Consider the following 18,443-nt stretch of genomic DNA (forward strand, 5'->3'; position numbering starts at 1 on the left):
CCACTCGGCGCCCGCACAACGTAGGAGCGCGCCCGAGCGCGAGGGGCTTTCCCTGCAACGTAGGAGCGCGCCCGAGCGCGAGGGGCTTTCCCAGCAAAGCCTCTCGCGACCAGGGTCGCTCCTACAACAGCGGGCAGCAAACGAACAAGGCCGGGATCGCTCCCGGCCTTGTTCGTTGGGTGCCGCTGTCACAGCGCTACGCGGAACCTAGCGCTGATGCAGGACTTCAGGCGATCGCAGCGTGGTAGCGGCGCTCGACTTCTTCCCAGTTCACCGCGTTGTAGAACGCGCCGATGTATTCCGGGCGACGGTTCTGATACTTCAGGTAGTACGCGTGTTCCCACACGTCCAGACCCAGGATCGGGGTGTTGCCTTCGAACAGCGGGCTGTCCTGGTTGGCGGTACTTTCCACCACCAGCTTCTTGTCCGGGGTCACGCTCAACCAGGCCCAGCCCGAGCCGAAGCGGCTGACGGCAGCCTTGGTGAAGGCTTCCTTGAACTTCTCGAAACCACCGATGTCCTTGTCGATCGCCTTGGCGACCTCGCCCTTGGGTTCACCGCCGCCATTGGGCGACAGCACGGTCCAGAACAGCGAATGGTTGGCGTGGCCGCCACCGTTGTTGCGCACCGGGCCCTGCAGATTTTCCGGCAGGCTCTTCAGCTTGGACACCAGCTCTTCCACCGGCAGGTCGGCGTACTCAGTCCCTTCCAGCGCCGCGTTGACGTTGTTGATATAGGTCTGATGATGCTTGGTGTGATGGATTTCCATCGTCTGCGCATCGATGTTGGGTTCCAGCGCGTCGTAGGCGTAGGGCAACTGCGGAAGGGTGTAGGCCATGCGTGTCTCCTGGACTTGCCGCCCGGCGAAGACCGGGCGTTGCGGGGTAGATGGTAAGGACGGCGGCGGCGCTTACCAAGGGTGTTGGCAGGGAAACTTCATCCCATCGCATGCCGCGTTGTATTCGCTGCATACCTTGCACCATGCCCCGGTTACTCGGGCGTGAACCGTCCCGCCGGCCCGGCACGTTCAAAGTCGACACAGTCGCGCAGCGGCATACTTGCTCTGCCGTCCCCACACTCCCGTTTCCGGACTCCGTCATGCGCAAGCCCGCTTTGCTGATCGCCGCCATCGTGCTGCTCGTCGCCGGGTTGTGGGGCATGCGTGTGCTGCAGACACCCAAGCCGCACTTTGCGCCGCAGCTGAGCGCGCCGATCGCCGCGGCGGCACCGGTCGAACAGTCACCGCAGCAGCAAGAGTTGCCGGGGTTTCTGCCGACCGAAGCGATGGCCACGATCGTGCTGATCCAGCGCGGCGGACCGTTCCCGCATCCGCAGGACGGCAACGTCTTCGGCAATCGTGAGCAGCATTTGCCGGAGCGTCCGCGCGGCTACTACCACGAATACACCGTGGAAACGCCAGGCAGCCTCGATCGCGGCGCGCGCCGCATCGTCACTGGCGGTACCCCGCCGCAGGCGTGGTATTACAGCGACGATCATTACCGGAGTTTCAAATCGTTCCAGGGCCCGGCCCCGGAGCAGACGCCATGAGCGCAGGCGACTTCACACTGGATCTGTCCGACCCGCAGCAATCGGGCGTCTATCAAGCCGATACCGACGATCTGGACACCATGGCCGCGCTCGCCCGCGATGCCGGCCTGCACATCCTGCGCGTGGACCTGGCTAGCTGTAGCGACAAGCACAGGTTGCTGATGCGCCTGGCCACCCAACTGGACTTCCCGGCCAGCTTCGGTCGCAACTGGGACGCGCTCTCCGATGCCTTGCGCGACCTGGCGTGGCTGCCAGCGTCGCAGGGCTATGCGTTGCTGATCGACGGCGCCGATGCGCTCGCCCGCACTGCGCCGAACGACCGCAACACCTTGCTGGATATCCTCGACGAAGCCGCCACTGCCTGGGCAGCGCGCGGGCAGACGTTTGCGGCATTCGTGGCGCCTGCGAGTGCCTGCGACTAGGCGCGGCCCGCAAGACCCATCCCGCGATCACTGGACGCACCACGATTACCAGACGCAGGGCGCGGGTGATCGGTGATTACCGGCGCGTCTCTATCGCGCGTTTTCCCTACGCCCTGCCCCAACGTCTGCCACCTCAACGTGTGCCACCTCGTAGGTGACGTGTGGCGCCCGCTGTTCGCGCCATAAATTCACAAGACCGGCGCGATCATCAACCATCCAGTTCGCTCCAGCGCGCGAACGCTGCATCCAGCTGCGCCTGTGCAGTGCCCAATGCGGCGGTATGCGCGGCCATGGCCGCACTGTCGCGCTGGTAGAAGGCCGGGTCGTTCATCGCCTCGGTCAGCGCCGCGACCTGCTGCTCCAGGGTTTCGATCAACGCCGGCAACTGCTCCAGCTCACGCGCGTCCTTGTAGCTGAGCTTGCGCTTGGGCGCGGCATCGGCCGGCACCACCGCCGCCACCGGTGTGGTCGCCGCCGCCGTTGCCGATGCCTTGGCAACCGCCATCGCGTTGGGCGTCGGGGTGCGACGCTGACGCAGCGAATCGCTGTACCCGCCGATGTAATCGCCGATCAAGCCCTCGCCCTCCATCACCAACGTCGAGGTCACCACGTTGTCGAGGAAATCGCGGTCATGGCTGACCAGCAACAAGGTGCCGGTGTATTCGCCGAGCAGCTCTTCCAGCAGTTCCAGCGTTTCAACGTCCAGATCGTTGGTCGGTTCGTCCATCACCAGCAGGTTGGACGGCTGCGCGAACAGGCGTGCCAGCAGCAGGCGATTGCGCTCGCCACCGGACAGCCGGGTGATCGGCGCACGTGCGCGCTCGGGCGTGAACAAAAAGTCCTGCAGATACGCATGCACATGCTTGCGCTTGCCGTTGATCTCGATGAAATCGCGGCCTTCGGCCACGTTCTCGATCGCGCTCCAGTCCTCGCGCAGCGTGGAACGGTACTGATCGAAGTAGGCGATCTGCAGATTGGTGCCGATGCGGATCTCGCCCTGCTGCGCCTGCAGATCGCCCAGCAACAACTTCAGCAAGGTGGTCTTGCCGCTGCCGTTGGGGCCGATCAGCCCGATGCGGTCGCCGCGCTGGATGATGGTCGAAAAATCCTTGACCATCGTGCGCGCGCCGAATGCAAAGCCGACCTCCTTGGCCTCGATCACCTTCTTGCCGGAGGACTCGCCCTGCGAGACCTCCATGCGCACGTTGCCGGTCAGATCGCGGCGCTGCACGCGCTCATTTCGCATCGATTCCAGACGCCGTACGCGGCCTTCGTCGCGGGTGCGCCGCGCCTTGATGCCCTGGCGGATCCAGATCTCTTCCTGCGCCAGCATCTTGTCGAAGCGCGCATTTTCCTGCGCCTGCGCATTGAGCCGCTCTTCGCGGCGACGCTCGTAATTGGCCCAGTCGCCCGGCCAGCTGGTGACCTGGCCACGATCGATCTCGACGATGCGGGTGGCCAGCGCACGCAGAAAACGCCGGTCATGGGTGACGAACAGCACGCTGCCGTTCCAGTTCTTCAGGAACGACTCCAGCCAGTCGATGGCTTCGATGTCCAGATGGTTGGTCGGCTCGTCCAGCAGCAGCACATCCGGCGAGGACACCAGCGAGCGCGCCAGCAGCACGCGCCGCTTCATGCCGCCGGACAGCCGCGCAAACTCCGCATCGCCGTCCAGTTCCAGCTTGGTCAGCGTCTCGCTGACGCGCTGGTCCAGCGCCCAGCCTTCGGCTGCATCGATCTTGGCCTGCACCTTGCCGAACGCATCGGCATCGAACACCTCGGCATGGCTGAGCTGATGGAACTCGGCCAGCCAATGACCCAGCTCGCCCAGGCCATCGGCCACCACATCGAACACGCTGCCGCCGGTGCCCTGCGGCACTTCCTGCTCCAGCCGCGCGATGCGCACGCCCTGTTGCACGCGCACTTCGCCGTCGTCGGGCTTGAGCTCGCCGGCAATTAGTTTCATCAAGGTCGATTTGCCGGCGCCGTTGCGGCCGATCAGGGCGATACGCTCGCCCGGCTCGATCGTGAGGTCGGTTTTTTCCAGCAACAAGGGGCCGCCGACGCTGTAGTCGACGCTTTGCAGAGTGATAAGAGGCATCGGCAGATTGTACGGGAATCGGGAATGGTGAATCGGGAATGGCAAGAACGCCGCCGTTGCGATTCCCCATTCCCGATTCCCGATTCCCGCTAAAATGCGCCATGAACGAATTCTCCGCGCTGCCGCTGTCGCCGGCCCTGGCCCCCGGCATCGACGCCCTTGGCTACACCGTCCTCACTCCCATCCAGGCGCAGAGCCTGCCGCCGATCCTGCAGGGGCTGGACGTCATCGCCCAGGCGCCGACCGGCAGCGGCAAGACCGCCGCCTTCGGGCTGGGCCTGCTGCAAAAACTCGATCCTGCCCTGACCCGCGCGCAGGCGCTGGTGCTGTGCCCCACCCGCGAGCTGGCCGATCAGGTCGGCAAGCAGCTACGCAAGCTGGCCACCGGCATCCCCAACATGAAGCTGGTGGTGCTCACCGGCGGCATGCCACTCGGTCCGCAACTGGCCTCGCTGGAAGCGCACGACCCGCAAGTGGTGGTCGGCACGCCCGGCCGTATCCAGGAACTGGCCCGCAAGCGCGCCCTGCATCTGGGCGGCGTGCGCACGCTGGTGCTGGACGAGGCCGACCGCATGCTCGACATGGGCTTCGAAGAACCGATCCGCGAGATCGCCAGCCGCTGCGACAAGCACCGTCAGAGCCTGCTGTTCTCGGCGACCTTCCCGGACATCATCCGCATGCTGGCACGCGAGATCCTGAAGGACCCGATCGAAATCACCGTCGAAGGCGCCGACAACGCGCCGGAAATCGACCAGCAGTTCTTCGAGGTCGACCCGACCTACCGGCAGAAAGCCGTCGCCGGCCTGCTGCTGCGCTTCAATCCCGAATCCAGCGTGGTGTTCTGCAATACCCGCAAGGAAGTGGACGAGGTGGCCGGCTCGCTGCAGGAGTTCGGCTTTTCCGCGCTCGCCCTGCATGGCGACATGGAACAGCGCGACCGCGACGAAGTGCTGGTGCGTTTCGTCAATCGCAGCTGCAACGTGTTGGTGGCCAGCGATGTGGCCGCACGCGGACTGGACGTGGAAGACCTGTCGGCCGTGGTCAATTACGAGCTGCCCACCGATACCGAAACCTACCGCCACCGCATCGGCCGCACCGCACGCGCCGGCAAACGCGGATTGGCGCTCAGCCTGGTGGCCTCACGCGAGACCGGCCGCGCGCAGGCGCTGGAAGCCGAACAGGGCCAGCCGCTGACGTGGTCGCGCGCCCCGCTGGCCACCGCCCGCCCGGCGCAGCTGCCGCAGGCGGCCATGACCACGCTGCGCATCGACGGCGGCAAGACCGACAAGCTGCGTGCCGGCGACATCCTCGGCGCATTGACCGGCGAAGCCGGACTCTCGGGCGCGGCGATCGGCAAGATCGCGATCTACCCCACCCGCTCCTATGTCGCCATCGCCCGTGCGCAGGTCGCCAAGGCGCTGGCGCATCTGCATGCGGGCAAGATCAAGGGACGCCGGTTCCGGGTCAGCAAGCTGTAGTCAACGCGCGGCAGCGACCCGGCCGACCATCCGATCGAGCGGCGGCTAAAGCGCCTGCCGTACGCTCCAGAGGGATGCGCACGCTTGCGCATCCCTGTTTTCACGACGCCTGATCGGCCAGCCGCCCGATCGGCAAGACGCCTGCATCAATAGCTCAACGTGGCCAGCAACGGCACGTCATTGGCCCACTTCTCACGGCCTTGCAGCGCCAGCAGCTCGACCAGCACCGCTGCGCCGACCACTTCCAGTTCCAGCTGTGCGGCCAGACTCAAGGCCGCGCGCAGCGTACCGCCGGTGGCAAGCACATCGTCGACGATCAAGACACGCGCACCGCGTGGCAACGCATCTTCGTGCATTTCGATGCGATCGGTGCCGTATTCCAGCGCGTATTCCTGGATCAGCGTACGCCCGGGCAGCTTGCCGGGCTTGCGCACCGGCACGAAGCCGGTGCGCAATTCGCGCGCCAGCGCCGCCCCCAGGATGAACCCGCGCGCTTCGATGCCCAGCACCGCATCCAGCGGCGTGGTGCGCCAGGGCTGCGCCATCTCGTCCAGCGCCGAAGCGAAGTCCGGGCCATCGGACAGCAGCGGCGTGATGTCCTTGAAGACGATGCCCGGCTTGGGAAAATCGGCGATGTCGCGGATCCGTTCGGACCAATGGTTGGGTCCGGAAGAATTGGTGCCGGCGCAGCGGGTGCAGTCAGTCATGGTGGCAGTGGCGTCAAGGCCGGTGGGGACCATCCTATTCTAGGCTGCGCGGGCTCACGACGCTGCGTTTACGACATACCTGGGGCTGAGCGCGTCAGGAACTGCAGGACAGCATCGAACAACCGGCGCGCTCGCGCGCCCAGTCCGGCCGCCGCGCGGCGAACGCGTCGCGGCCCGGCTGATCGTCGTACGGCCGACGCATGACCTCCAGCAACTCCTGCACGCCGGACGGATCGCCCTGCTCGGCCAGATCGATCGCCTGCTGCGCCAGATAGTTGCGCAGCACATAGCGCGGGTTGGCCAGGCGCATGCGTTCGCGCCGCGCCTGCGGCGACAGCGTGTCCTGCTGCAGCCGCGCAGCGTAGCGCTGCAGCCATTCCTGCAACTGCGCGGCATGCGCCAGGCGCTTGCCTTCGTCGTAGAACGCCTCACACAACAGACCAGGATCAGGATGCTCCGGCCTCAACGCGATCAGGCCGCGGAAGGTCAGCGTCATGTCCATTTCCGCGTTGTGCATCAGCGCCCGCAGCGCATCGATCAGCTGCAGATCCTCGTCGCAGCAGTCGGCCAGGCCCAACTTTGCGGCAGTGTCGTGGCGGTCGCAGGCCAGATACGTATCGCGGAAGCGGTCCAGTCCCTGCTGTAACCGCGCCTGGTCGGCAAACAGCGGCGCCAGTGCCTGCGCCAGGCGCCCCAGGTTCCAATACGCGACCTGTGGCTGGGTGCCGAAGCGATAGCGACGGCCCTGCGCATCGGTGGTGTTCGGCGTCCAGTCTGGGTCGTAGTCGTCGACCCAGCCGTAGGGGCCGTAATCGATGGTCAGGCCAAGGATCGACATGTTGTCGGTGTTCATCACCCCATGCACGAAGCCCACCCGCATCCAGTGCGCCACCGTCACCGCGGTGCGCTCGCAGACCTGCGCGAACCATGCCGCGTACAGCTCATCGCCACCCCCTTCCAGCTCCGGGAAATCGCGCGCGATGGTGAAGTCCACCCACTGCCGCAGCAGCGCGAGATCGCCGCGCGCACTGGGCAGCTCGAAGTTGCCGAAGCGGATGAACGACGGCGCCACCCGGCACACGATCGCGCCAGGCTCGCGCTGCGGTCGGCCGTCGTAGAACATGTCGCGCACCACCGCATCCCCGGTGGTCACCAGACTCAGCGCGCGCGTGGTCGGCACGCCCAGATGATGCATCGCTTCGCTGCACAGGAATTCGCGAATGGACGAGCGCAACACCGCCCGGCCATCGGCGCCGCGCGAATAAGGCGTCGGGCCGGCACCCTTGAGCTGCAGCTCGTAGCGACCGCCATCGACCCCGATCGCCTCGCCCAGCGAAATCGCCCGGCCATCGCCCAGCTGACCAGCCCAATGTCCGAACTGGTGCCCGCCATAATTGACCGCCCACGGCTGCATGCCCGGGTACACCGCATTGCCGGCGAACACCTCGGCAAAGCGCGCGCTGCCGATCTCCGCGGCATCCAGCCCAAGCCGCTGGGCGACATCGGCCGAATGCGCCAGCAGGCGCGGCGCGGCGACCGGCGTCGGTTCCACGGCCGACCATGCCGCGCGCACTTCGCGGCGGCGTTGACCTTGTTCCGAATCACCGGGCAACTGCTGGCGCAGGCGGTTGTCAAACTGCAGGGTCGTCATGCGTGCCAGCGTAGGCCACCGACAGTGAACTTCGCATGGGCAACCGCGCATCCGACGTTGCGCGCGCACCGTATCTTCGATCAGCTGGCCGCCGGCAAGCGGGCTCGTCCTGCACACGCTGGCGACAAGCACAGCGTTATTCCTCCCTGCCCTTCAAACGACATCGCCCATGCCCTCGCGCGCTTATCGCTGGTTTCGCCCAGCTCTCCTGCTGCTCGGCTCGCTGACACTGACCGCCTGCAGCAGCGTGTTCTTCGGCGGCATCAACGCCGCCTCCAGCCGCCACGGCATTGTCGAGCATCGCGATCAGGTGTTCGATCCGGCGCATGGTCTGGCCCTGGACGTCTACCAGCCGCGTGGCGCAGTGGATGCACCGGTGGTGGTGTTCTTCTATGGCGGTACCTGGAAGCGCGGGACGCGCGCCAACTATCGCTGGGTCGGACGCGCGCTCGCGCGCCAGGGCGTGGTGGCGATGGTGGCCGACTATCGCAAATATCCGCAGGTCGGCCTGCCGGGGTTCATGTCCGACGCTGCCGGCGCCACCGCCTGGGGCTATCGGCATGCGCACGACTACGGTGGGGATCCGGCGCGTCTGGCGGTGATGGGCCACTCCGCCGGCGCGCATATGGCCGCGCTGCTGGGTACCGATGCGCGCTGGCTTCAGGCGCAAGGCCTGAAACCCCGGCAACTGTGCGGGGTGGTGGGATTGGCCGGGCCCTACGACTTCCTGCCGCTGACCGACCCGGAACTAATCGAGATCTTCGGCGAGGCACCGGCCGCGCAACAGCAATCGCAGCCGGTGCACTACGTCGGCGGCGACGAACCGCCGATGCTGCTGCTGCACGGCGATGCCGATCGCGTGGTCGAGCTGCAGAACAGCACCTCGTTGCAGCACGCCCTGCAACGCAATGGCGGCACGGCCGGGTTGAAGGTCTACCCGGGCATGGGCCATCTCGGCATTGTGCTGGCACTGCGCAAATCGCCCGAGCGCTCGCCCGTGCTGCGCGACACGCTGCAGTTCCTGCGGCAATGTCGGGCGCCCTGATTGTGCGGTATGGGATTGGGGAATCGGGATTGGGGATTCGCCAAACCCTGGCAGGACGCCGTCAAAGCACGGTGACCTGCAGCTTCTCTGGGCGCATACCGCAACGTCACTCTGCGGACTTGCGCCCCATCAGCTCGAACGGGCCGCCCTTCTTCAGTGCGGCCTGGTACGCAGGACGCGCTTCGATGCGCACGAGAAACGCACGCAGACGGGGGTAGCTTTCCAGCCCGCCGCCACGTGCAGCGGCCGCCTGTACCGGGAAGCTCATCTGGATATCGGCCGCAGTGAAACGCTCACCGGCAAACCATTCGCTGGCATGCAGCGACTGCTCCATCCAGTCCAGATGCAGTTTGAGCTGCGGACCGACAAAGCCCGACATCGCCTTGTCCACGATTGCACGTGCGATCGGCTTGGCGAAGAACGGCATCGGCGCACTGCGAATCCGCCCGAAGATCAGGGTCATCAGCAACGGCGACATTGCCGAACCTTCGGCGTAATGCATCCAGTAACGGAACTTCAGGCGCTCCGGCGACTCCAGCGGACGCGGCGGCGGCGACAGCGCGCATTCGGTGTCGTAGCGTTCGGTCAGAAACTCCAGGATCGCGCCGGACTCTGCCACGGTCAGATCGCCGTCGACAACCACGGGCGACTTGCCGAGCGGATGGATGGCACGCAATGCCGCCGGCGCCAGCATGGTCTTGGGATCGCGCTCATGCCGCACGATCTGGTACGGCAGCGCCAGTTCTTCCAGCAGCCACAGCACGCGCTGGGAACGGGAGTTGTTGAGATGGTGGACAGTGATCATGAAAGAGGCTGCACGCGGAAAGCGCACATGTTACCGATCGGCGTGTCGTCGCTGCGCTCACCCGAGCGGGTGGGGCCGCCCGGCGCTGTCGAATGCACTGATCGAATCGCGCCCAATAAAAAACGCCGGTCGCTTGCGCGACCGGCGTTTTTGGCAACCTTACGGTTGCAGACGGATTAGACCGCCTGCACCTGGTCAGCCTGCATGCCCTTCTGGCCCTGCACGGCGACGAAGGTCACTTTCTGGCCTTCCTGCAGCGACTTGAAGCCGGTGCCCTGGATGGCACGGAAGTGCACGAACAGGTCCGGGCCGCTTTCCGGGGTGATGAAGCCGAAGCCCTTGGCATCGTTGAACCACTTCACGGTACCGCTCTGACGATCTGACATTTACAAACTCCTGAACTATAGATGGATAAATCGCAGCGTCCGAAAAGCCGGAGCTGAGACTGAGTTGCAGGCGTTGGTAAAGCGGAACGATGAAGCGAGATCTGTAACGATCCGGCTGCATCAGGCCACGATTCACGGTGACCCTTGCAAACACAGTGCGTGCACAGTACTCGTGTTGCCAGCAAAAAGCGACACCTTGCGTCAAATTTTTTACTGTCAGGCCCGATCCGACGGCCTGTCAGGCCCTTTCCCTATCGATTTCAACACATGAATACGCCTCCCTTGCCGTCCCGTCCGCACATCTGGGTCGATGCAGATGCCTGTCCCGCAGTCATTCGCGACATTCTTTTTCGCGCCGCCGCACGTACCGGCACGGCGGTGACGCTGGTCGCCAATCATTTCCTGCAGACCCCTGGCCTGGCCCACGTGCGCGCGCTACAGGTGCCTGGAGGACCGGACGCGGCCGACGACGCCATTGCCGCACGGGTGGCCGCAGGCGATCTGGTCGTGACCCAGGACATTCCGCTGGCTGCTCGCATACTGGAGGCGGGAGCGGCCGCCGTCAGCCCGCGTGGCGAGCCGTTTACCAGCGACAGCATCAACCAGCGCCTGTCGGTGCGCGGCTTTCTGGAGGAACTGCGCGGTGCCGGCGTGGTCACCGGCGGGCCTGCGGCCCTGCATCCGCGCGACCGTCAGGCATTTGCCGCCCACCTGGACCGCTGGCTGGCCGAGAGGGCGCGCCGCTGACCACAACACGCCGGGACTGCAACGGGGGCGTATCATGAGCGCCCTTTGCAACCGGCATCCTGATGGCCCTTACCGCCACCGTCCGCAGGGCGGAACTTCAGATCAGCGACATGGACCGTGGCTACTACGCCAACCATTCGTTGACCCTGGCCCAGCACCCCTCCGAAACCGACGAGCGCCTGATGGTGCGGCTGCTGGCGTTTGCGCTGTTCGCCGACGACCGCCTGGAATTCGGCCGCGGCCTCAGCAACGAGGACGAACCCGACCTGTGGCGGCGCGATTACACCGGCGACCCGGACCTGTGGATCGACCTCGGCCAGCCGGACGAAAGCCGGGTGCGCAAGGCCTGCAATCGTTCGCGCGAGGCGGTGGTGATCGGCTACGGCGGCCAGGCCACCGAAACCTGGTGGAAGAAGCAGGCCAACGCGCTCGGCCGGCAGCGCAACCTGCGCGTGATCGAGCTGGACTCGCAGGCCACCGAAGCGCTGGGCGCGCTGATCCAGCGCGGCATGCGCTTCGACGTGATCATCCAGGACGGCGAGGTGCAGATGCTGGCAGACCACGGCAGCGTCACCCTGACCCCGATGGTGCGGCAAGCTCCGGCCGAATGAGCATGCGTTGCGACGTGCTGGTGGTCGGTGCCGGCGCGGCCGGGCTGATGAGCGCCTTCACCGCCGGCCGGCGCGGGCGCCAGGTGCTGGTGATCGACCATGCCAACAAGGTCGGCAAGAAGATCCTGATGTCCGGTGGCGGGCGCTGCAACTTCACCAACATGGGCACCACGCCGGGCAACTTCCTCTCGGCCAACCGCCACTTCTGCAAGTCCGCCCTCGCCCGCTACAGCCCGCTGGATTTCGTGGAGATGGTCGAGCGCCACGGCATCGCTTATCACGAGAAAGAGCTGGGCCAGCTGTTCTGCGACATCTCGTCCAAGCAGATCGTGCGCATGCTGCTGGACGAGTGCGCCGCGGCGGGCGTGCAGGTGCGTACCGACTGCAAGGTGCAATCGGTGCGGCGCGGCAGCGATGGCTTCACCGTGGAGACCGACCAGGGACGCGTGCAGGCGCAGTCGCTGATCGTGGCGACCGGCGGGCTGTCGATTCCGAGCATGGGCGCCAGCGGCTTCGGCCATACGCTGGCCCAGCAGTTCGGCCATACGCTGTTGCCGACGCGTGCCGGGCTGGTGCCGCTGACCTTGAGCGGCAAGCACCAGGAACGGCTGCAGGATCTGTCCGGGCTGGCGCTACCGGTCCAGGCGCAGTGCAACGGGGCCAGCTTCCGTAACTTCATGCTGGTGACCCACCGCGGCGTCAGCGGCCCGGCCATCCTGCAGATCTCCTCGTATTGGCAACCCGGCGACGACCTGCGCCTGGACCTGCTGCCCGGCCAGGACGCCGCGGCGTGGCTGCGCGAACAAAAAAGCCAGCGGGGCGCCACCGAACTGCGTAACGTGCTGGCCGACGTGCTGCCGCGGCGGCTCGCCCAGCGCCTGTGCGAGGTGTGGTTGCCGGACAAGCCGGTACGCCAGCTCGACCCGCCGCAGTTGCAGGTCGCAGCGGACCTGCTGACCGCCTTCCCGCTGATCGCCAGTGGAACCGAAGGCTATCGCACCGCTGAAGTAACGTTGGGCGGTGTCGATACCCACCAGGTCTCCAGTGCGAGCATGGAGTCGCGTCTGGTGGCCGGCCTGTACTTCGTCGGCGAGGTGCTGGATGTGACCGGATGGTTGGGCGGCTACAACTTTCAGTGGGCATGGGCGTCCGGTCATGCCGCCGGAAGCGTAGCCTGATGCCAACGTCCACATGCATAAACGTGGCCTGAGTCCACACCGGATGCGACCTTGTCCACGCACATGGACGCAGCCGAGCTCCTTCGTGTATTAAAAGCCCGTCGCTAGGGAAACGCGCATGCAAAAAGGCAAAGATCTCACCCTCCGCTTGATGATCGTCGACGACAGTGTCGAAGGCGCTGAGGCGATCGTGACCGCGTTGCGCAACGGCGGCATCGCGGTGCGCCCATCGCGGCCGCAGACCCCGGAAGAGCTCGCCAGCATGCTGTCGGGGCAGATCGATCTGGCCCTTTACGGGCAGGCGTTTCAGATCCCGATGAGCGTCCTGCAGCAGCAGATCGCTGGCAGCGGCAAGGATATTCCGATCATCCTGCTGGCCGAGCGGATCGAAGAAAACGCGCTGGTCGAGGCGGCTGCGCATGGCATTCGCGCCATCGTACTGCGTCGTCGCCCCGAACACCTGCTGGCACTGGTGCGCTCGGAATGGGCCGACCTGCAGGCACGCCGTGGACTGCGCCGCATCGAGGCACAGATGCGCGAAACCGAGCGGCGTTGCGACGCCCTGATCGCCTCCTCGCGCGACCCGATCGCCTACGTGCACGAAGGCATGCACATCCGCGCCAACGACGCGTATCTGGACATGTTCGGCTTCGAGTCGTTCGACGATGTCGAGGGTGTGTCGCTGCTGGACATGATCGCCGCGCAGTACGTCGACGATTTCAAGCAGCTGCTCAAGGCCATGTCCAAGGGCGAGCCGCCGCCGGCGCAGTACAAGGTCGACGCGCGCCGGCTGGAAGGCGACACCTTCCCGGCGACGATGGAGTTCGCCACCGCGACCTACGAAGGCGAGCCGTGCATCCAGGTGGTGTTCCGCCGTCGCGAGGAATTCGATCCGGAGCTGGCGCGCGAGGTCGAAGACCTGCGCCAGCGCGACCAGGTCACCGGCCTGCTCAACCGCCCCACCTTCATGGTGGCGCTGGAACAGGCGGTGGCACGCGCCGGCCGCAGCGAAGGCCAGTCCGGCTTCCTGTTGATCGAGCCCGACCATTACGCCCGCCTGCTGCCCGAGATCGGCCTGGATTCGGCCGACGCGCTGATCGCCGCCCTGGCCGCGCATGTGGCCAGCGTGAGCGATGACAGCGTGGTCGCTGCGCGTTTCGGCGAGCACAGCTTTGCATTGTTGATGGACGGCAATTACGCGCGCACGCATGCTCTGGCGGAGCTGGTACGCGACGCCTTCGCGCAGCATGTCTTCAGTATCGGCGCGCGCTCGGCCACGGTGACGGTGAGCATCGGCGGGGTGCAGATCGGCGAGAAGATCGCCAGCATCGGCCAGGTGCTCAACCGCGGCACCGAGGCGGTACGCACCACGGCCGAGCTGGGCGGAAATGCGGTCAGCATCTACGATCCGGCAGCGGCCGATCGGGCCGAAGAGGAACGCGTCGAACGCTGGGTACAGCAACTGCGCGAGGCGCTGGTCGGCGACGGCTTCCTGCTGCATTACCAGCCGGTGCTCAACCTGCAGGGCGAGCCGCTGGAGCTGTATCAGGCCTTCCTGCGGCTGGAGCGCAACGGCGAGATGATGTCGCCGAACGCCTTCATGGCGATTGCCGAAGAACACGATCTGATCACCGAAATCGACCGCTGGGTGGTGGCGCATGCGATCCGCCAGCTCGGCGAGCGGCAACGTGCAGGACACAAAACGCACCTGCTGGTACGTATCGGGCCCAACTCGTTCTCCGATCCGCAGATGATCGACAGCATCCGCGAGCAGCTGGCCGTGTACGGCGTGCCGGGCGAACGGCTGTGGCTGCAGACGCCGGAATCGAAGGTGTTCACGCATCTGCGCAATGCCCAGCAGTTCCTGGCGGCGGTGTCGGCGATGGGTTGCAAGGTCGGGCTGGAACAGTTCGGCTCGGGCCTGGACTCGTTCCAGCTGCTCGCGCATTTCCAGCCGGCCTTCCTCAAGCTCGACCGCGACATCACCGGCGAAGTGGCTTCGGCGCGCGAAAGCCAGGAAAAGATCCGCGAGATCACCTCGCGCGCGCAGCCGGCCGGCATCCTCACCGTGGCCGAGTTCGTGGCCGACGCGCAGTCGATGAGCACCTTCTTCAGCGCCGGGGTGGACTATGTGCAAGGCGATTTCGTCGCACCGACCGGGCCATTGATGAACTACGAGTTCGGCTGAATCCTGAAGTCGCATCGCATCGCTGCCACCTGGCTCCATCCAACAAAAAACCCGCAGGACGCGGGTTTTTTGTTGGATGGCACGGATCGGTTGGCAAACTGCCTTACATCGCCGCACCGTTGGCCGCGCGCAGCGCGGCGATGCGCTCGGCCAGCGGCGGGTGGCTCAGGAACAGCCGGCGCAGACCGTCACCCACACCACCGGAGATGCCGAAGGCCTGCACCTGCGAGGGCAAGGTGTTCTGGCCATGGTTGAGCGACAGGCGTTCCAATGCGGCGATCATCTTGCCGCGGCCTGCCAGTTGCGCACCACCGGCATCGGCGCGGAATTCCCGGCGACGCGAGAACCACATCGCGATCATCGTCGCGAACAGGCCGAACACCATCTCCAGCACGAACACGATGATGTAGTAGGCAACGCCGCGGCCACCGTCGCGATTGCCCGACATGGCGCTGTCGATGACGCCGCCGACCACGCGCGCCAGCACGATCACGAAGGTATTGAGCACGCCTTGCAGCAAGGCCATGGTGACCATGTCGCCATTGGCGACATGCGCGATTTCATGGCCTAGCACCGCCTCTGCCTCGTCCTGGCGCATGTTCTGCAGCAGCCCGGTGGACACGGCCACCAGCGCGTTGTTCCGGTTGGCGCCGGTGGCGAAGGCATTGATTTCCGGGCCGTCGTAGACCGCCACTTCCGGCATGCCGATGCCGGCTGCCTGGGCCTGGCGGCGCACCGTCTCCAGCAACCAGCGCTCGGTTGGCGTGCGCGGCTCGGTGATCACCTGCGCGCCGGTGCTGCGCTTGGCCATGAACTTGGACAGCAGCAACGAAATGAACGAGCCGCCGAACCCGAACACGGCCGCCATCACCAGCAGGCCGCTCATTTGCGCGGGATTGACGCCCAGCACCGACATCACGATGCCGGCCAGCATCAACACCGCAAAATTGGTCAGCAGGAACAGGAAAATGCGGTTGAACATGGTGCGATGACTCCACGCGAGCAGGATGACCTGCAGCGGATCTGCGGTCGTCAGCGCTTGAAATCAAGCGATCACCTGACCGACGATTCAGCCGATCATGCCAGCCATTCTCTACCGCGGCCGCTTCGCGCCCTCCCCGACCGGCCCGCTGCACTTCGGCTCCCTGCTGGCGGCGTTCGGCAGCTGGCTGCTCGCGCGGCATTCCGGTGGTCAGTGGTGCGTACGCATCGAAGACATCGATCCACCGCGTGCCGAGCCCGGCGCCTCCGCACGTCAGCTGCGCACCCTGGCCGCGTTCGGCCTGCGCTCGGACCTGCCGGTGCTGCGTCAATCCGAGCGCCACGCGCAGTACAGCGCCGCCATCACCACCTTGCTGGAGGCGGGACTGGCATTCGAATGCAGCTGCAGCCGCGCCGATCTTGCCGGCATGGGCGGCATCCACCACGCCTGCGTGGCGCCGCTGGGCGCCCGCCGCGCGGTGCGCCTGCGGGTGCCGCCACAGCCGCCGGTCGGCTTCGACGACGCGCTGCAGGGCCACGTGGTGCAGGACGTGCATGCCGAAGTCGGCGACGTGGTGCTGCGCCGCGCCGATGGTTACTGGGCGTACCAGCTGGCGGTGGTGGTCGACGATGCCGCGCAGGCCATCACCGATGTCGTGCGCGGCGCCGACCTGCTCGACTCCACCCCGCGCCAGTTGCTGCTGCAGCGCGCGCTGGGCCTGCCGCAACCACGCTATCTGCACCTGCCGCTGATCCTGGATCACGCCGGCCGCAAGCTGTCCAAGTCGCATGATGCGCCCGCACTGGACGATGCCGACCCACAATCGGCCTTGCACGCCGCCTGGGCTGCGCTGGGACAGCATCCGGCGGCATTGCCGCGCCATGCAGCGCTCGACACCGTGCTGCAGCATGCGGTGCAGCATTTTTCGCCGCAGCGGTTGCCCCGGCACCTGCATCTGGACGCGAACGGACGCGCATCACAGCCCCGGCGTGACTAGAATTGCGCCCCGGCACCGGCATCGGGCCAGTCAGCGCGCCTGTGCCCTGCCCGCACCCAGTCTTCCCTGTCCATTGGAGTCGTCATGACATCTCGCGTCGTATTGGTCACCGGCGGCACCGGCGGTATCGGCACCGCCATCTGCAAGCGCCTGGCCGACCAGGGCCACCGGGTGGCCAGCAACTTCCGCAACGCCGAAAAAGCCCAGGCGTGGCAGCAGCGCATGCAGACCCAGGGGTACGACATCGCCCTGTTTCGCGGCGATGTGGCGTCCTCCGAGCATGCGCGCAGCCTGGTCGAGGACGTCCAGGCTGCGCTGGGGCCGATCGAAATACTGGTCAACAACGCCGGCATCACCCGCGACACCACCTTCCATCGCATGACCGCCGAACAATGGCACGACGTCATCAACACCAACCTCAACTCGGTCTTCAACGTCACCCGCCCGGTGATCGAAGGCATGCGCCAGCGCGGCTGGGGACGGGTGATCCAGATCAGTTCGATCAATGGCCTGAAGGGCCAGTACGGGCAGGCCAACTACGCGGCCGCCAAGGCCGGCATGCACGGCTTCACCATCTCGCTGGCGCGCGAAAATGCCGCGTTCGGGGTGACCGTCAATACCGTCTCGCCGGGTTATGTGGCCACCGACATGGTGATGGCGGTCCCGGAAGAGGTGCGCGCAAAGATCGTCGCCGACATTCCCACCGGCCGTTTGGGCCGGCCGGAAGAAATCGCCTACGCAGTGGCATTTCTGGTTGCGGAAGAGGCCGCATGGATCACCGGCTCCAATCTGGATATCAACGGCGGCCACCACATGGGCTGGTGAGGTTTGCTGCAACTTTGCGATGCAGCATAAAAACCCCTTGAAAATCATGCTGCGCAACATTTTTTAGGTGTCTACTTAAGAAAATAAGGCCTTGTTGCGGTTGCAAGGGCTGCTGCGGTGCGCCATCCTGCGCGCACTATCGTTGTGAGTGAACGTTCCATGGCCGGACTTCGCATCATCAAGAAGTATCCCAATCGCCGTCTCTACGACACGGAAATCTCCAGCTACATCACCATCGAGGATGTGCGCCAGCTCATCATCGACGGCGAAGAATTCGAGGTACGCGACGCCAAGAGCGGTGAAGACCTCAGTCGCGCCGTCTTGCTGCAGATCATTGCCGACCGTGAACAGGACGGCGAGCCGATGCTGTCGACCCAGTTGCTGAGCCAGATCATCCGTTTCTACGGCGACTCGCTGCAGGGCTTCATGGGCAACTATCTGGAGCGCAGCATGCAGGTGTTCCTGGATCAACAGCAGCAGTTCCGCCAGCAGATGGGCAACCTGCTCGGGCAGACCCCGTGGGCGATGATGAACCAGCTGACCGAGCGCAACCTGGAGTTGTGGCAGGAGTTCCAGCGCAACTTCGGTGCCGGCTTCGGTCGTCCGGGCGGCCCTGGCACACCGCCGACCCCGCCAGGCGCCAGCGGCATGGGCAGCGGCCCGATGGGCACCGGCACGCACGGCACTGCCGGTAGCGCCGGCACCACCGGCAAGGCCCGCAACCGCGGGTAACGCAAGCGCGACGCCTGGAGCGTGACACGCTCCAGGGCGC

At 65.8% G+C, this 18,443-nt stretch carries 18 protein-coding genes; 11 read left to right on the forward strand and 7 right to left on the reverse strand.

Annotated elements, in window-relative coordinates; all coding sequences use genetic code 11:
* Positions 1–226: 226 nt before the first annotated feature.
* Positions 227–838 carry a superoxide dismutase gene (locus XaplCFBP3123_RS08110; RefSeq protein ID WP_016904847.1) on the reverse strand — a complete coding sequence of 204 codons (612 nt, stop codon included), beginning with the start codon at positions 836–838 and terminating at the stop codon, positions 227–229.
* A gap of 260 nt (positions 839–1,098) precedes the next feature.
* Between XaplCFBP3123_RS08110 and XaplCFBP3123_RS08115 the strand changes: the two genes are divergently transcribed.
* Both XaplCFBP3123_RS08115 and XaplCFBP3123_RS08120 read left to right on the forward strand, forming a co-directional pair.
* Entirely contained in the window at positions 1,099–1,548 is a 450-nt protein-coding gene (locus XaplCFBP3123_RS08115) for a ribonuclease domain-containing protein (RefSeq protein WP_104533576.1), read from the forward strand.
* On the forward strand, positions 1,545–1,970 hold the full coding sequence (locus XaplCFBP3123_RS08120; protein ID WP_104533577.1) for a barstar family protein: 426 nt from the start codon (positions 1,545–1,547) through the stop codon (positions 1,968–1,970). The genes XaplCFBP3123_RS08115 and XaplCFBP3123_RS08120 overlap by 4 nt, the downstream gene beginning before the upstream one ends.
* A gap of 208 nt (positions 1,971–2,178) precedes the next feature.
* Here XaplCFBP3123_RS08120 and XaplCFBP3123_RS08125 read toward each other — a convergent pair whose 3' ends face one another.
* Complete coding sequence (locus XaplCFBP3123_RS08125) at positions 2,179–4,071, reverse strand: ATP-binding cassette domain-containing protein (RefSeq protein ID WP_104533578.1); 1,893 nt, start codon at positions 4,069–4,071, stop codon at positions 2,179–2,181.
* 101 nt (positions 4,072–4,172) lie between these two features.
* Between XaplCFBP3123_RS08125 and dbpA the strand changes: the two genes are divergently transcribed.
* Positions 4,173–5,549, forward strand: a complete 1,377-nt coding sequence (gene dbpA, locus XaplCFBP3123_RS08130; RefSeq protein WP_104533579.1) for an ATP-dependent RNA helicase DbpA — start codon at positions 4,173–4,175, stop codon at positions 5,547–5,549.
* A 146-nt stretch (positions 5,550–5,695) separates the two neighbouring features.
* On the opposite strand, the gene XaplCFBP3123_RS08135 is transcribed toward dbpA, so the two are convergent.
* Positions 5,696–6,256 carry an adenine phosphoribosyltransferase gene (locus XaplCFBP3123_RS08135; RefSeq protein ID WP_104533580.1) on the reverse strand — a complete coding sequence of 187 codons (561 nt, stop codon included), beginning with the start codon at positions 6,254–6,256 and terminating at the stop codon, positions 5,696–5,698.
* Positions 6,257–6,350: 94 nt separating this feature from the next.
* The gene (locus XaplCFBP3123_RS08140) at positions 6,351–7,907 is read right to left on the reverse strand and encodes a protein adenylyltransferase SelO (protein WP_104533581.1); all 1,557 of its coding nucleotides are present in this window, start codon (positions 7,905–7,907) and stop codon (positions 6,351–6,353) included.
* A gap of 169 nt (positions 7,908–8,076) precedes the next feature.
* Here XaplCFBP3123_RS08140 and XaplCFBP3123_RS08145 point away from each other — a divergent pair, with 169 nt between their 5' ends.
* A complete protein-coding gene (locus XaplCFBP3123_RS08145; protein WP_104533582.1) occupies positions 8,077–8,952 on the forward strand; it encodes an alpha/beta hydrolase in 876 nt (291 codons plus the stop codon).
* Positions 8,953–9,058: 106 nt separating this feature from the next.
* Here XaplCFBP3123_RS08145 and XaplCFBP3123_RS08150 read toward each other — a convergent pair whose 3' ends face one another.
* Together XaplCFBP3123_RS08150 and XaplCFBP3123_RS08155 are read right to left on the reverse strand one after the other, a co-directional pair.
* Positions 9,059–9,757, reverse strand: coding sequence for a glutathione S-transferase (locus tag XaplCFBP3123_RS08150; RefSeq protein ID WP_104533583.1), 699 nt, complete (start codon positions 9,755–9,757; stop codon positions 9,059–9,061).
* A 176-nt stretch (positions 9,758–9,933) separates the two neighbouring features.
* A complete protein-coding gene (locus XaplCFBP3123_RS08155) occupies positions 9,934–10,143 on the reverse strand; it encodes a cold-shock protein (RefSeq protein WP_006451993.1) in 210 nt (69 codons plus the stop codon).
* Between the two features lie 267 nt (positions 10,144–10,410).
* Here XaplCFBP3123_RS08155 and XaplCFBP3123_RS08160 point away from each other — a divergent pair, with 267 nt between their 5' ends.
* The 4 genes from XaplCFBP3123_RS08160 (at position 10,411) to XaplCFBP3123_RS08175 (ending at position 14,867) form a co-directional block, all read left to right on the forward strand.
* Positions 10,411–10,890 (forward strand): YaiI/YqxD family protein, encoded by a 480-nt coding sequence (locus tag XaplCFBP3123_RS08160; protein ID WP_104533584.1) that lies wholly within the window; start codon positions 10,411–10,413, stop codon positions 10,888–10,890.
* Positions 10,891–10,952: 62 nt separating this feature from the next.
* Entirely contained in the window at positions 10,953–11,501 is a 549-nt protein-coding gene (locus XaplCFBP3123_RS08165) for a YaeQ family protein (protein WP_104533585.1), read from the forward strand.
* Positions 11,498–12,679: an NAD(P)/FAD-dependent oxidoreductase gene (locus XaplCFBP3123_RS08170; RefSeq protein WP_104533586.1), complete on the forward strand. Its 1,182-nt coding sequence runs from the start codon at positions 11,498–11,500 to the stop codon at positions 12,677–12,679. The genes XaplCFBP3123_RS08165 and XaplCFBP3123_RS08170 overlap by 4 nt, the downstream gene beginning before the upstream one ends.
* 118 nt (positions 12,680–12,797) lie before the next feature.
* Entirely contained in the window at positions 12,798–14,867 is a 2,070-nt protein-coding gene (locus tag XaplCFBP3123_RS08175; RefSeq protein WP_104533587.1) for an EAL domain-containing protein, read from the forward strand.
* Between the two features lie 103 nt (positions 14,868–14,970).
* Here the strand turns inward: XaplCFBP3123_RS08175 and htpX are convergent, their stop codons facing one another.
* A complete protein-coding gene (gene htpX / locus XaplCFBP3123_RS08180) occupies positions 14,971–15,849 on the reverse strand; it encodes a protease HtpX (protein WP_104533588.1) in 879 nt (292 codons plus the stop codon).
* Positions 15,850–15,946: 97 nt separating this feature from the next.
* On the opposite strand from htpX, the gene gluQRS reads away from it, so the two are divergent.
* From gluQRS to phaR, 3 genes are all read left to right on the forward strand, one after another.
* Entirely contained in the window at positions 15,947–16,846 is a 900-nt protein-coding gene (gene gluQRS / locus XaplCFBP3123_RS08185) for a tRNA glutamyl-Q(34) synthetase GluQRS (RefSeq protein WP_104533589.1), read from the forward strand.
* Positions 16,847–16,930: 84 nt separating this feature from the next.
* On the forward strand, positions 16,931–17,671 hold the full coding sequence (locus XaplCFBP3123_RS08190; protein WP_024939297.1) for a beta-ketoacyl-ACP reductase: 741 nt from the start codon (positions 16,931–16,933) through the stop codon (positions 17,669–17,671).
* Positions 17,672–17,830: 159 nt separating this feature from the next.
* Positions 17,831–18,403: a polyhydroxyalkanoate synthesis repressor PhaR gene (gene phaR, locus XaplCFBP3123_RS08195; RefSeq protein ID WP_104533590.1), complete on the forward strand. Its 573-nt coding sequence runs from the start codon at positions 17,831–17,833 to the stop codon at positions 18,401–18,403.
* Positions 18,404–18,443: the final 40 nt, after the last annotated feature.

The sequence above is a fragment of the Xanthomonas arboricola pv. populi genome (genome assembly GCF_002939945.1).
Taxonomy (GTDB): Bacteria; Pseudomonadota; Gammaproteobacteria; order Xanthomonadales; family Xanthomonadaceae; genus Xanthomonas; species Xanthomonas arboricola_A.